This window comes from Arthrobacter sp. DNA4 (assembly GCF_024362385.1).
Lineage (GTDB): Bacteria > Actinomycetota > Actinomycetes > Actinomycetales > Micrococcaceae > Arthrobacter.
Map to the genome: position 1 here is coordinate 894,853 of NZ_CP101466.1, position 12,883 is coordinate 907,735.

A 12,883-nucleotide genomic window follows, 5' to 3' on the forward strand; every position below is an offset into this window, starting at 1 on the left:
CGAAGTTGACGCTCTTGAGTGGATTGCCTAACTCTGCCACCGCTCAAGGTCCGTTCGCATTTCATCGTCTGGCAGGGGCGGGGGAACCAATTTTGGCCTTCATTTCCTGAAGGCCTTGGGGTTAAGTCATGAGCTTCCCAGGAAGCAGAGTGGCCGGGTGACTCCCATCCGAATCCGACAGCTCACCTCGCAGGCATTGGGAGAGGCTACCTTCGTGTCTTCACGCCATAATTCTGCGCGCCACCGTGCGCAAACGGTTCGCATTAACCCCCTGGACGCCGTGTCCAAGGCCGTCAGTGCAAATGCCGGGACCGTAGGCCGCCAGGCTGCCGTTGTGGCAGCCGCGTCGGGCCTCATCCTGAGCATGGGCCTGCCCGCCACCGCAGCTGACACCACCGCTGGTGTCTCCGCATCCACCGAGTCCGGTTCGGCCCAGACGGCCCTCGCCGTCACTGCCGCCCCCACGGCTACGGTTTCCTTCGAACGTCCCGTCGTCAAGACCACCGCCGCTCCAAAGGTGGAAGCGGTGCGTCCGCAGTCCACCGCGCCGGCCGAGCGCGACGCCGCTGCCACCGCAGGCCAGGACGCTGCCCCTGCCGCCAAGGCTGCCGAGACTGTCTCCGCCGCAACCTCCGGCATTGCAGCAATCGCCTACACCGGCATCGGCCACTCCTACGTGTGGGGCGGCACCAGCCCCGTCACCGGCTGGGACTGCTCCGGGTTCGTCCAGTGGGTCTACGCCCAGGCCGGGATCAGCATCCCCCGCACCAACGCGTGGAACATCATGACCCCCACCTCCACCCCGCAGCCGGGCGACGTTGTTGTCCAGAACGGCGGCGCGCACGTGGGCATCTACGTCGGCAACGGCATGATGGTCAGCGCACTCAACCCTTCCCAGGGCACGCTGCTCCACTCGCCTGCAGCCACCGGTACCTCGTCGTACTACCACCTCAACAAGTAGTTCTTGGGCTTCATGCTCCAAGGGCTATTTCTTTGCCCAAAGCTTTTTCGCTAGAAACCACATCCCCGTTCGGAATGCGCCGGCTTGCCCCCAAGATGCCGGCGCGTCCAGTTCCCTTTGCCTGCCTACCCGCGGTTCGAAGGAAAAACGAAAGAGAGAACTGATGACGACTCGTGCTACCGCACGGCACCGCGCCGAGGTCACCAAAACCAACTCGATCGCTGTCATTGCCAAAGCTGTCAGCGACAATGCCGGTGGCATGGGCCGCCAGGCTGCTGTCATCGCTGCTGCTTCCGGTCTGGTCCTGACCAGTGGCATCGCGGCCAACGCTGCCGACACCAACGTCAAGCGCGATTCCGCTCCTGCATCCCAGCTGGAAGTTGAATCCGTCGTCGACGCCCCGATTTCCGCGGCTTCCACTATTTCCATCAGCTACGAGAAGCCTGCGGTTACCACCACGCCGGCACCCGTCGTTGAGCCTGAGCCCGAGGTTCAGGTACAGGAAGCTGCTCCTGCCGCCCAGCCGGCTGCTGCTCCTGCCGCCCAGCCGGCTGCTGCTCCCAAGGTCACCGCCAAGGTTGCAACCGCTGCCGCTCCGGCCGCACCGGCAGGCCAGGCTTCGGCCAGCGGCAAGGGTGCTGCCATCCTTTCCGCCGCTTACGCCCAGCTCGGCGTGCACCAAGACTGCACCATGCTGGTGACCAACGCACTGGCCGCCGTCGGCATCCACTTCCACGACTGGCCGGTTGGCTACCTGTCGCTGGGTGACACTGTGCCCATGTCCCAGGCCCAGGCCGGTGACCTGCTGTACTACGCTGACGGTGGCGGAGGTATGGCTCACATTGCCGTTTACGCCGGAAACGGGATGGCCGTCCACGGCGGCTTCAACGGCAACGACACCGTGGTCTTCAGCGCCAATGTTGGCTCTGGCGCGGTTGCCATCCGCGTACGTTAGGCAGTCCTGGGGCGGCCTGATCCAACGCCGCCCGCGAATTGCTGTAAGGGACCCCCGCCGCCAGGCGGGGGTCCCTTGCGCTTTAACGGGTTCCCCCAGTGGCGCCCCTTGCCTTTCCCGTCTTCGTGCCCCGGTTGGGCTCCGGGGGCGGCGATTACCTGATTTTGCACTTCTTTGTTTACTCTTGTGATGTCGATCCATAGCCCGGACATGCCGAGGGCAGCCGGCCCTCGTGCCCCTGCCGGGTGCGGCCGTGAAGAGGTAAGTGCATGCGCACTCTCGTTTTGAATGCTGGATATGAACCGCTGGCGGTTATCACTTTCCGCCGGGCGCTGGTGCTTGTGCTCACGGGCAAGGCAAGCGTGGTGGCCGAAGGGGATGACCCGGTGGTAGGGCCCACCGACGTCCTGGGCCGCCCGTCCGTGATCCTCCTCAACCGCTACATACGGCCCCGGTACAACCACTCGACGGCAGTCAGCCGCAGGGGTGTGCTCCGGCGCGACGGACATAAATGTGCCTACTGCGGCAAGGCGGCGCACACAATCGATCACGTTCACCCGAAGTCGCGGGGCGGTGCCGATTCATGGGAAAACCTTGTGGCCGCTTGCCTGCGGTGCAACAACGTCAAGGGCGACCACACTCCCGCGGAGATGGGCTGGACCCTTCGGTTCGTGCCCGGGCCGCCGCACGGAACGATCTGGCAGATCAAGGAACTGGAGAAGCCGACGCCGGCGTGGGATCCGTTCCTTCTTCCGGAGCGCGCCGCCTGACGCATCGCGCTGCCCCCAGCCTTGCTGATCGCTAGTCTGGGGGAGTGCAAAAGAGCATGGTGGTTTTCGACGCCCTGATCCTGGCCGGGGGGCGGTCATCCCGGCTGGGCGGGGTACCCAAGCAGTCGCTGGTCTACCAGGGCCAGACCCTCCTTGAGCGCGCCGTGGCCGCGGCAGACGGCGCCCGCCGCACCGTGGTGGTGGGTGATGCGGGGTCCCTGCCGGTGGAGTCCGGGGGTCTGCCGGCCCCGTCAACCCGGCCCTCCGCCGTGCTGATGTGCCGCGAGGAGCCGCAATTCGCCGGGCCTGCTGCCGCAATAGCCGCAGGCCTGGCCGCGCTGGCCAGGAGCGGTGAAGGTGCGCCCTGGTGCCTGGTGCTGGCGTGCGACATGCCGCTGGCCTCCCAGGCGGTGGCTGTGCTGAAGGATGTCCTGACGGGCACCGATGCTGCGGCCGGTGGGGGTGGTGTGATGGCTTGTTCCGGCGATGGAAGGGCCCAGCCCCTGGCGGGTTTTTACAGCACGGCTGAGTTAACAAAAGCCTGCTGCGACCTGGCTGCCCGCAACGCCCTGGTCAACGGATCTGTGAGGGCGCTCCTTGCTAGTCTGGACGTGCAGCTTGTCACAGTCCCCGCCGGGTCCACATCCGATGTGGATACCTGGGACGATGCTGCCGCGCTGGGGATTGCCGCCGGGAACCAGCGCGCGGGCCAGGACCCGTTCATGGGCGGAGCTAACGTGGGAGGCAAGTCGTGAAAAGCCAGGACGAGACGCTGGAAGAGTGGTGCAGGGCGCTTCTCCAGGCCTACAAGCTTGAAGATGTCCAGGTGGATGTCAACGCCGTGCTGGCGCTGGCCGGCGTCGCTGCCCATGCGGTTGTCAGGCTTACCGCGCCGCTGACCACCTTCATCGCAGGCTTCGCCGCAGGGCTGGCGGCTGCTCCCGGCAGGGAAATGGACGCAGCATCGATGGACGCGGCGCTGGCCGTTGCCCGTTCCCTCGCGGAAGACTACGACGCTGAAGCCGCCGGGACTCCCGGCGAATGACGGCAGAACCCCACAGCGATCCGGAGGCGCCACCGGGCAGTGAAGCAGAGGCGCACAAAACTGAACAGCCGCATGACGCCCACCATCATGCGGCCCACACCTGGCAAGAGGCCCGGCAAGCTGCGTTCGATGCAGCAACCCCCATACCCCCCGGGCCGGTGGCGCTGAGGATAGCCCTGGGCCGCAGACTGGACCGGGACATCGTGGCCCTTCAGGACATGCCCCACTACGCGTCCTCAGCCATGGACGGCTGGGCTGTCAACGGCAGCGGCCCGTGGATCCCGGTGGAGCCCGGAACGCGGCTGGCACCGCACCAGGCGAGTCCCATTGCCACGGGAGGCCTCATCCCGCCCGGCGCCAAGGCAGTCCTTCGCACCGAGAATGCTGTCCTTGGCACGGACGATGAGGGGCTCCCCATCCTGATGCCCGGCGGCAAGGCGCGCCCCGGCGAGCCCCGCGCGGGAGAACACATCCGCAAGGCCGGCGAGGAAGCACTGGAAGGGGACACCCTGGTCAAGGCAGGGGTGGAGCTCAATCCGGCACACCTGGCGCTGGCCGCCCTGGCTTACTACGACGAAGTCCAGGTCCAGGGGAAGCCGGTGGTCCGCCTGGTGCTCACGGGGTCAGAGGTGGTGGAACAGGGCACTCCGGCCCCGGGCCAGGTGCGCGACACGTTCGGCCCGCAGTTGCCCGACGTCGTGGCCATGCTGGGCGGCATCGCCGGCGGACAGCAGCGGATCGGCGACTCCTACGCCGAATGGCTGGCGGCGCTTGAGGACGTGCTGCCGGAGGTGCCCGGCGCGCCGGACCTGCCCGCCGACGTCGTTATCACCACCGGGGGTACCGGGCGCTCCGGAACGGACCACCTGCGGCGGGCTGTGGCGGAGCTCGGCGGACGGCTCATCATCGACGGCGTGGCAATGCGCCCGGGACACCCAGCGGTTCTCGCCGAGCTTCCGGACGGCCGCTTCGTCCTGGGGCTTCCGGGCAACCCGCTGGCGGCCATGATGGCCCTCTCCACCGTGGGTGCTCCGCTGCTGGCCGCACTGGGGCACCGGTCCATGCCGCCCGTGGAGGAAGTGCCCTGCGGGACGATGGTCGAGCCGGACCCCGGACGCACCAGGCTGATGCCGTTCCGCCTGCTGTACGGCATGGCGTCTCCGGCGCAGCATACGGGACCGGGCATGATGCGCGGGCTGGCCGCTGCCGACGGGGTCCTGGTGGTGCCGCCGCACGGAGTGCAGCTGGGCGAACTGGTGCCGGCCTTCGCCCTGCCATGGGGGCCGCCCATTCCGCGCCCTGGTGACAGGGAGGCAAAAGCCAAACCGCGGAGCAATGCCCGGACGGGCCAGCCCAAGGCCAAACCGGCACCGAGCGGACCCGTGGACTGGAGCGCCCTCCTGGGCTGAGCCAGTTTTGGGCTGAGCCGTTCAGGGCCGGTCGGATGGGCCGTGGCAGGCTCTGTTGGTGCCATGATGGAGTAATGAACAGGCAGGGTGGAACATGGGACGAGTAACCCAGCGCCGCAAGGTGCACAAGTATCTCCTGGATGGTTCTCCGGGCGCCCTGGAGTACCCGGTCCGCCACCGCGAAGACGTCCTCGCCGTGGAGGAACCGCTGGAAATCCGGCTGGGCGGACTGTCCTACTCGGTCACCATGCGCACGCCCGGCGACGACTTTGACCTGGTGGCCGGATTCCTGGTGTCCGAAGGGGTCATCTGGGCCCCTGAACAGCTGGTGTCGCTGCGGTTCTGCGCCGGCGAGGACGAAAACGGCGTCCAGACATTCAATGTGGTGGAGGCCCAGCTGCGGCCGGACGTTCCGCTCCCCGACACCGGCCGCAGGGTCTATACGTCCAGCTCCTGCGGCATCTGCGGGACGGACTCCATCGAAGCCGTGCAGAAGTCCTCGCACCACAGCCCGCAGGCGGACCCGCTGACGGTGGACGCGAAGGTCCTGGCCTCCCTGCCGGACCTGCTGCGGGAGTCCCAGCGCGTCTTTGATGACACCGGCGGCGTTCACGCGGCGGGCCTGTTCAGGATCGACGACGACGGCGCGCCACGGCTCCTGTGCCTGCGCGAAGACGTGGGACGGCACAATGCGGTGGACAAAGTGGTGGGCTGGGCGCTGCGCGAAGGGCTCCTGCCGTTGAGCGGGACGGTCCTCCAAGTGTCCGGCCGGGCATCCTTCGAGCTGGTGCAGAAAGCTTCGCTCGCCGGAATTCCCGTCCTGGCTGCCGTCAGTGCCCCGTCCAGCCTCGCCGTGGAACTGGCAGAGGCGAACGGTTTGACCGTGGCGGGATTCAGCCGCGGCACCAGTTTCAACATCTATGCCGGGGACTCCCGGATCCTGAGGCCCGAACCCGCCGTCCCAAGGACGTAGCGGCGCCAACACCTGGGCCGGTCCCGCTGCATGGACCCGGGGGGTTGGTTGCGGTGCTGTCAGCGGGTAGATTTGTCCATCGAATGGACTCGATGATCCAGTCTCCAGCTTAAAGAGGACCTATATTGCATGACGACCGCAGGATCACGGAAGTCCGCCTGGCCAGGTTTGTGCGGGAGCGCATTGTCCCTGCCGTTTACAGCAGGACAGTCCCGCTTACTCTGAGCAGCTGGGAAGTGCCCGGTGAGCCGGTCCCCGCGCTCGAGGCGATGCGGCAGGAGTTCCAGCCGCAGGAGCACGGTGCCCCCTGGGGGCGGCCGTGGGGTACCACGTGGCTGCGGCTGCAGGGGGAAGTGCCTGAATCCTGGGGCGGCGGCCCGGACACCACGGTGGAGGTGGTGGTGGACCTGGGGTTCACCACCGAGGCCCCCGGGTTCCAGTGCGAGGGCATCGCCTGGCGCTCCGATGGCAGCATCATCAAGGCAATATCACCCCGCAATCAGTACATTCCGCTCAAGCTGCTGGGCAGCGGCATGGCTGTGGACTTCTACGTTGAGGCGGCCGCGAACCCGGACATGGCCCAGGGCTGGACGTTTGCCGCCACCCCATTGGGGGACAAGGTGACCGCAGGGGAAGCCCCGCAGTACCGGCTCGGAAGCATCGCCATCGCCGAACTGAACCAGACCGTGTGGGAACTGCAGCAGGACATCTGGACCCTTGCCGGCCTCATGGAGCAGCTTCCGCTGGAGCTTCCGCGCCGCCACGAGATCCTCCGGGCGCTGGAACACATGATGGACGTGATGGACCCGGACGATGTTGCCGGGACCGCGGGGGCAGGGCGGCGGGCGCTCGCCGATGTCCTGACCAGGCCTGCCTATGCCTCCGCGCACCAACTGGTTGCCACCGGGCATGCGCACATCGACTCCGCCTGGCTCTGGCCGGTCCGGGAAACCATCCGCAAATGTGCGCGGACGTTCTCCAACGTGGTGGCCCTGATGGACGAGGACCCCGGCTTTGTCTTCTCCTGCTCCTCCGCGCAGCAGCTGGCCTGGATCAAGGAGCTGTACCCGGACCTGTTCGGCCGGATCAGGGAAAAAGTCCGCGCCGGGCAGTTCGTCCCGGTCGGCGGCATGTGGGTCGAGTCGGACACCAACATGCCCGGAGGTGAAGCCATGGCCCGGCAGTTCGTGGAGGGCAAGGGCTTCTTCCTGGACGAATTTAGCATTGAATGCAGGGAGGCCTGGCTCCCGGACTCATTCGGCTACAGTGCGGCCCTGCCCCAGATCGTGAAGGCCGCGGGCAGCCGCTGGTTCCTCACGCAGAAGATCTCCTGGAACCAGACCAACAGGATGCCCCACCACACGTTCAACTGGGAGGGGATCGACGGCACCCGGCTCTTCACCCACTTCCCGCCGGTGGACACCTACAACTCCGACCTCAGCGGCAGGGACCTGGCCCACGCCGAACGGAACTACCGGGACCACGGCCGCGGCACCGTGTCGCTGGTGCCGTTCGGGTATGGCGACGGTGGCGGCGGCCCCACCCGCGAAATGCTTGCCGCCGCTGCACGCACGGCCGACCTGGAAGGATCGCCGAAGGTCAGGGTCGGCTCCGCGGAAAGCTTCTTCCGGCAGGCCGAGGAAGACTATCGAGCTTTGCCGGTCTGGGTGGGCGAGATGTATCTGGAGCTGCACCGCGGCACGTACACCAGCCAGGCGCGCACCAAGAAGGGCAACCGGCGCAGCGAGCACCTGCTGCGTGAAGCCGAATTGTGGTGCGCCACGGCTGCTGTCCGCGCCGCCGGTGCCTACGAGTATCCCGGCGCCGAGCTCAAGCGCCTTTGGCAGCTGGTGCTGCTGCAGCAGTTCCATGACATTCTTCCCGGCAGTTCGATTTCCTGGGTGCATCAGGATGCCGAGCGGAACTACCACGCCATCGAGACCGCCCTCGAGTCGCTGATCGGCCGCGCTGCCGCCGCCATGCTGGGCTCCGGTGACCGCCGGTTCCTGCTGAACGCTGCACCGCATGCCCGGGATGGAGTTCCCGCGCTGGCGGCGGCTGAAGCAGCGGTGGCCCCGGATCCGGTGCAGGCCACACCGCATGAAGGTGGCTACATCCTGGACAACGGAATCATCCGCGTCGTGGTGGATGCCGACGGACTGCTCTCCTCCCTGTGTGACCACGCCAGCGGCCGTGAAGCCATCGCTCCCGCCCAGCACGGCAACCTGCTGGAGCTGCACCGGGACACCCCCAATGAGTGGGATGCCTGGGACATCGACGAGTTCTACCGGCGCAACGTCACACAGCTGGTCCACGCGGAATCGGTCCGGCTTGCCACCGAAGGCGGCAGCGCCGTCGTGGTGGTGGAACGGCTGGCAGGCGCCTCCCCGCTGACCCAGCGCATCACGCTTGCCCCCGGCAGTCCGTCACTGGAGATCACCACGTCAGTGGACTGGCAGGAGCGCGAAAAGCTGCTGAAGCTTGGCTTTGCCCTCGACGTCCGGGCTGACAGGTCGGCTGCCGAAACGCAGTTCGGCCACGTTTTCCGGCCCACCCATACCAACACCTCGTGGGAGGCCGCGAAGTTCGAAATCTGTGCCCACCGGTGGATTCACGTGGGTGAACCCGGCTATGGCGTGGCCGTGTCCAACTCATCCACCTACGGCCATGACGTGGGCAGGAACATCAGGGAATCCGACGGCGGAACCACCACCACGGTGCGCCTGTCCCTGCTGCGGGCGCCCAAGTTCCCCGACCCGGACGCAGACCGGGGGCGGCACGAGTTGACCGTCACCATCCGCCCGGGTGCTGACATTGCCGATGCCGTCCAGGAAGGGTACCGGACCAACCTGGCGCCCCGGCTGGTCAGCGGAGGCGCCGGCGTGGAGCCGCTGTTCTCCGTCAGCAATCCTGCCCTGGTCATCGAAGCGGTGAAACTGGCGCAGGACGGTTCCGGGGACGTGGTGGTCCGGCTGTATGAGTCGCTGGGGAAGCGTTCGGCGGGGAACATTACGGCGAACTTCCCGGTGCAGGACGTGGTGCCAACGGACCTCCTGGAACGCACCACCGAAGCTGCTGGAGTCCAGCCCACCGGCACGGGTGCCGTGCTCAGGCTCCGGCCGTTCCAGCTGGTGACACTGAGGTTTGCCCGGGCGTAGGTGCCCGGGGGCAGGCCGGGGGCTGCTGAAAGGGCCTTAAACAGGCTGAGTGGGGGCGGTCCCCAACGGTCCGCCACCACTCATCCCCCCAATGTGTGCGAAGGCCCCCGGGGCGCCCGCGTTTTGGAATTTATCCCCGTTCGAAAACGCTGGGCAGTCCCGCCTTCACACATTCATGATTGTGTCACACACTAATGATTTTGTGAAAGCCCGTGAAGGTTACGTTTCGGTAGATGTCCTGCGGCTGCGAACGGTACGCGCGTTGACCACCTTGGCCGCCCAGATCAGGGCCAGTCCAACGACGTAGCAGAGTACTGCCGTGTAGTTGATGATGAACTCCAGGGCGTCCATGGACGGCGGCACCACCGGGAAGAGCAGGGTGAGGGCCACGGCGACTCCGCCCAGGGCAAGCAGGGCCGAGGCTGCCCGCACCAGGGGCGGCAGCCGGTCCTTCACCGCACGCACCATTGCCGGCACCAAGGCCAGCCCCACATATGCCGGGTAGGCCCTGCCCGCCGCACCGTAGAACTCAACAAGCGCGAAGTTCCGGCCGTCCTTGTCTGAGATGGCCTTGAGCCCCGCAGAGGAGCCGGCGGTGTCCATCATGAAGAAGACAGCAACCAGGACCACGGAGACAGCCAGCAGGACCAGCATCCCGGCCCGTCCCGTGATGAGGCGGTGTGCGCTCTCTGCGCCGAACCCTCTGGAGATGCGGATGCCCATGAAGTAGATGGCACCGAAGATCACGAACCGGAGCAGCAGGTTGGCCAGGTTGATTCCCCCCAGTGCCTGGTCGATCACCAGGTAGGGCCCCTGGATGCTCAACAGGATGGCCAGGGTCATCATGGCAAAGATGCCGAACAGGGACCGGTTTTCACCGCGGAGGGTGCTGGGAATGCGTGCCGCCGCAACGAATGCGCAGACGGCCAGTGTGGTCCATTGAAGGGTCTCGATCATCCCAGGTTCTCCCAAATCTTCTCTGTCTGCGCCTGGTCCTGCTCCTGCCGGCGCAATACTTTGCCCAGTGCCTGGAGCCTGTCCCCTGCAAGCGCGGTAAGTTCTCCGTCCGAGAGGCTGTCCAGAGCAGCCTGCCGGGCTCCCGGAGGCCAGCCGGCCTCTTCCTCCGTGATGACCCCGGTGGCCACCAGCCCGCCGGCCGGTCCCACCCCGGCCGCCAGGGCCGTGGCCATGGCAAGCTCGGGGGAGAGCCTGTTCGCGGTCAGCTGGGCCGAATAATTCTGCGGGGCCACGCCGGTGGAGGCCGAAACGCGGTGCCGCACCTCGCCGTCGTCAATGGCGTCAACCCAGTTCTTCACGGAGGTGCCGTGCGGGGCAGGGGTGAGGGCTGGGGCGGCCGCCCCCCGGGCGGCGTCCATGGCCGGACGGGCCAGGAGGGCCTGGAGGAGGTCTGCGCTGGAAATCTGGCTCACCAGCTCGTTCCTGGTGGGCGGGCGGGGCGGACCCGCGAGGGCGCTGTAGGCATCGAACCCGGCCAGAGCTGCCACCGGGTTGATTTTGTAGGCGCGGCTGATGCTGACCACCGTACTCACCGAGACCTTGCCCCGGACCAGTTGCTGGGCCAGCGTGGTCCGTTTGATCCCCGAGACCCGGCAGACGTCGGCAGTGCTGGCATCCGGCGCGATGCTTTGCAGCCAGCGCTGGAACGCCTTGGCGGAAAGGGTCATGGGGTGCTCTCTGCAGAACGGGTGGTGACGACGATTTTACCGTGCCCGCCTGCCGCTCCGGCCCGTGCGCGCCGTACCGCGGATTTTGCCCATGGCCCACTTTCCTCTATAGTTGTTGGTCGAGCCCGCTGGTCCGTACACCCCCCAAGTCCGGACCAGCGGGTTCTTCTATGTCCTGCAGCCCCAGCGGCGCCGCGGCCCGCAATTTCGCCGCCTCTGCTTACCGTCGACGGCTGTCCGGGCAGCGGCGAAAGGACGAATCAATGACTGCAACCCTTGTTGCCAAGGACGTCTCCGGTGGCCATGGGCACCGCACGCTCTTTTCCGGGCTCTCGCTGACAGTGGCGCCCGGCGACGTGGTGGGCGTCGTGGGTGCCAACGGGGCAGGGAAATCCACGCTGCTGCGCCTCCTTGCCGGCGTCGACCAGCCCCATGCGGGCTCCGTCAGCCTTGCCCCGGCCGATGCCTTCGTCGGCTGGCTGCCCCAGGAACACGAGCGTGTCCCAGGAGAAACGGTGGCAGGCTACATCGCCCGCCGGACCGGCTGCGCGGAAACCACCCTTGAAATGGAATCCACCGCGGAGGGCCTCGGTTCAGGTGCTCCCGGCGCAGATGATGCCTACGCGCGGGCCTTTGACCGCTGGATGGCCTCCGGCGCCGCCGACCTGGATGACCGCATCCCTGCCGTGCTGGCGGAGCTGGGCCTGGACGCCGGCCCGAACGCGCTGATGACCGGCCTTTCCGGCGGCCAGGCGGCCCGGGTGGCGCTGGCTGCCCTGCTGCTGAGCCGCTTCGATGTGGTGCTGCTGGACGAGCCCACCAACGACCTCGACCTCGCCGGCCTGGCCACCCTTGAAAGCTTCGTGACAGGGTTGCGCGGCGGGGTGGTGCTGGTCAGCCATGACCGTGAATTCCTTGCCCGCTGCGTGACCAGGGTGGTGGAGCTGGACCTGGCACAGAACAGCGTGGCCGTGTACGACGGCGGCTACGACGCCTTCCTTGAGGAACGCGCCGTGGCCCGCCGGCACGCCCGCGAAAAGTACGAGGAGTTCTCCGCCACCAAGGCAGATCTGGTGTCCCGGGCACGGACCCAGCGTGAGTGGAGCTCCCAGGGCGTCCGGAACGCCATGAAGAAGAACCCCGACAACGACAAGATCCGGCGCGCCGCCAGCACCGAGTCCTCCGAGAAGCAGGCCCAGAAGGTCCGGCAGATGGAATCCCGCATCGCCCGGCTGGACGTGGTGGAGGAGCCCCGGAAGGAATGGCAACTGCAGTTCAGCATCGGCCAGGCACCGCGCTCCAGCGCCGTCGTCGCCACGTTGCGCGACGCCGTGGCACGCCAGGGGGACTTCACGCTGGGACCGGTGAACCTCCAGCTCAACGGCGGGGAGCGGGTGGGCATCACCGGGCCAAACGGCGCAGGCAAGTCCACCCTCCTGCGCCTGCTGCTGGGAACCCAGGCACCGGACGACGGCGACGCCTCCATGGGTGCCACGGTCGCCGTCGGCGAAATAGACCAGGCCCGGGGACTGCTGGACGGTGCCCAGCCACTGGGCGACGCCGTCGAAGCCGTGCTGGCCGACTGGAACAGCGCGGACGTCCGCACCCTTTTGGCGAAGTTCGGCCTCAAGGCGGACCACACGTCGCGGACCGTGGATTCCCTGTCGCCGGGGGAGCGGACACGGGCAGCCCTGGCGCTGCTCCAGGCTCGCGGCGTTAACCTGCTGGTGCTGGACGAACCCACCAACCACCTCGACCTGCTTACCATTGAGCAGCTCGAAGAGGCCCTGGAAAGCTACGACGGAGCGCTGCTGCTGGTCACCCACGACCGCCGGCTGCTCGAAAATGTCCGACTCGACTACCGGTGGCACCTGGAAAACGGCACGGTCCAGGAGCTCCACCACACTGCAAGCCAGGAGAAATAACC

Annotated in this window: 11 protein-coding genes and 1 riboswitch; of the genes, 9 read left to right on the top strand and 2 right to left on the bottom strand. The window is 67.1% G+C overall.

From position 1 onward, the window contains the following. Positions 1 to 14 precede the first annotated feature (14 nt). Positions 15 to 210: riboswitch (cyclic di-AMP (ydaO/yuaA leader) on the top strand. A gap of 70 nt (positions 211 to 280) precedes the next feature. The 8 genes from NMQ03_RS04230 to NMQ03_RS04265 all read left to right on the top strand — a co-directional run bounded on the left by NMQ03_RS04230 (position 281) and on the right by NMQ03_RS04265 (position 9,271). After that, complete coding sequence (locus tag NMQ03_RS04230; protein WP_255174517.1) at positions 281 to 961, top strand: C40 family peptidase; 681 nt, start codon at positions 281 to 283, stop codon at positions 959 to 961. Between the two features lie 163 nt (positions 962 to 1,124). Further along, entirely contained in the window at positions 1,125 to 1,916 is a 792-nt protein-coding gene (locus tag NMQ03_RS04235) for an NlpC/P60 family protein (protein WP_255174518.1), read from the top strand. 269 nt (positions 1,917 to 2,185) lie between these two features. Next, positions 2,186 to 2,686, top strand: coding sequence for an HNH endonuclease (locus NMQ03_RS04240; protein ID WP_255174519.1), 501 nt, complete (start codon positions 2,186 to 2,188; stop codon positions 2,684 to 2,686). Between the two features lie 44 nt (positions 2,687 to 2,730). Beyond that, the gene (locus NMQ03_RS04245; RefSeq protein WP_369693199.1) at positions 2,731 to 3,441 is read left to right on the top strand and encodes a molybdenum cofactor guanylyltransferase; all 711 of its coding nucleotides are present in this window, start codon (positions 2,731 to 2,733) and stop codon (positions 3,439 to 3,441) included. Continuing rightward, entirely contained in the window at positions 3,438 to 3,731 is a 294-nt protein-coding gene (locus NMQ03_RS04250) for a DUF6457 domain-containing protein (RefSeq protein ID WP_255174520.1), read from the top strand. Before NMQ03_RS04245 ends, NMQ03_RS04250 begins: the two co-directional genes overlap by 4 nt. Beyond that, positions 3,728 to 5,140, top strand: a complete 1,413-nt coding sequence (locus NMQ03_RS04255) for a molybdopterin molybdotransferase MoeA (protein ID WP_255174521.1) — start codon at positions 3,728 to 3,730, stop codon at positions 5,138 to 5,140. The genes NMQ03_RS04250 and NMQ03_RS04255 overlap by 4 nt, the downstream gene beginning before the upstream one ends. Before the next feature lie 94 nt (positions 5,141 to 5,234). Then, on the top strand, positions 5,235 to 6,113 hold the full coding sequence (fdhD, locus tag NMQ03_RS04260) for a formate dehydrogenase accessory sulfurtransferase FdhD (RefSeq protein ID WP_255174522.1): 879 nt from the start codon (positions 5,235 to 5,237) through the stop codon (positions 6,111 to 6,113). 125 nt (positions 6,114 to 6,238) lie between these two features. Then, a complete protein-coding gene (locus NMQ03_RS04265; protein WP_255174523.1) occupies positions 6,239 to 9,271 on the top strand; it encodes a glycoside hydrolase family 38 C-terminal domain-containing protein in 3,033 nt (1,010 codons plus the stop codon). A gap of 219 nt (positions 9,272 to 9,490) precedes the next feature. On the opposite strand, the gene NMQ03_RS04270 is transcribed toward NMQ03_RS04265, so the two are convergent. Both NMQ03_RS04270 and NMQ03_RS04275 read right to left on the bottom strand, forming a co-directional pair. Further along, positions 9,491 to 10,228 (bottom strand): hypothetical protein, encoded by a 738-nt coding sequence (locus NMQ03_RS04270; RefSeq protein ID WP_255174524.1) that lies wholly within the window; start codon positions 10,226 to 10,228, stop codon positions 9,491 to 9,493. After that, a complete protein-coding gene (locus tag NMQ03_RS04275) occupies positions 10,225 to 10,956 on the bottom strand; it encodes a hypothetical protein (RefSeq protein WP_255174525.1) in 732 nt (243 codons plus the stop codon). Before NMQ03_RS04275 ends, NMQ03_RS04270 begins: the two co-directional genes overlap by 4 nt. A gap of 263 nt (positions 10,957 to 11,219) precedes the next feature. Between NMQ03_RS04275 and NMQ03_RS04280 the strand changes: the two genes are divergently transcribed. After that, positions 11,220 to 12,881 carry an ABC-F family ATP-binding cassette domain-containing protein gene (locus tag NMQ03_RS04280; RefSeq protein WP_255174526.1) on the top strand — a complete coding sequence of 554 codons (1,662 nt, stop codon included), beginning with the start codon at positions 11,220 to 11,222 and terminating at the stop codon, positions 12,879 to 12,881. The last annotated feature ends 2 nt before the right edge of the window (positions 12,882 to 12,883 follow it).

What these genes read in the sequence shown, in the direction of transcription:
- NMQ03_RS04235 (WP_255174518.1), top strand. Translation starts at nt 1,125, where the DNA reads ATGACGACTCGTGCTACCGCACGGCACCGCGCCGAGGTCACCAAAACC.
- NMQ03_RS04240 (WP_255174519.1), top strand. Translation starts at nt 2,186, where the DNA reads ATGCGCACTCTCGTTTTGAATGCTGGATATGAACCGCTGGCGGTTATC.
- NMQ03_RS04255 (WP_255174521.1), top strand. Translation starts at nt 3,728, where the DNA reads ATGACGGCAGAACCCCACAGCGATCCGGAGGCGCCACCGGGCAGTGAA.
- fdhD (WP_255174522.1), top strand. Translation starts at nt 5,235, where the DNA reads ATGGGACGAGTAACCCAGCGCCGCAAGGTGCACAAGTATCTCCTGGAT.
- NMQ03_RS04270 (WP_255174524.1), bottom strand. Translation starts at nt 10,228, where the DNA reads ATGATCGAGACCCTTCAATGGACCACACTGGCCGTCTGCGCATTCGTT.
- NMQ03_RS04275 (WP_255174525.1), bottom strand. Translation starts at nt 10,956, where the DNA reads ATGACCCTTTCCGCCAAGGCGTTCCAGCGCTGGCTGCAAAGCATCGCG.
- NMQ03_RS04280 (WP_255174526.1), top strand. Translation starts at nt 11,220, where the DNA reads ATGACTGCAACCCTTGTTGCCAAGGACGTCTCCGGTGGCCATGGGCAC.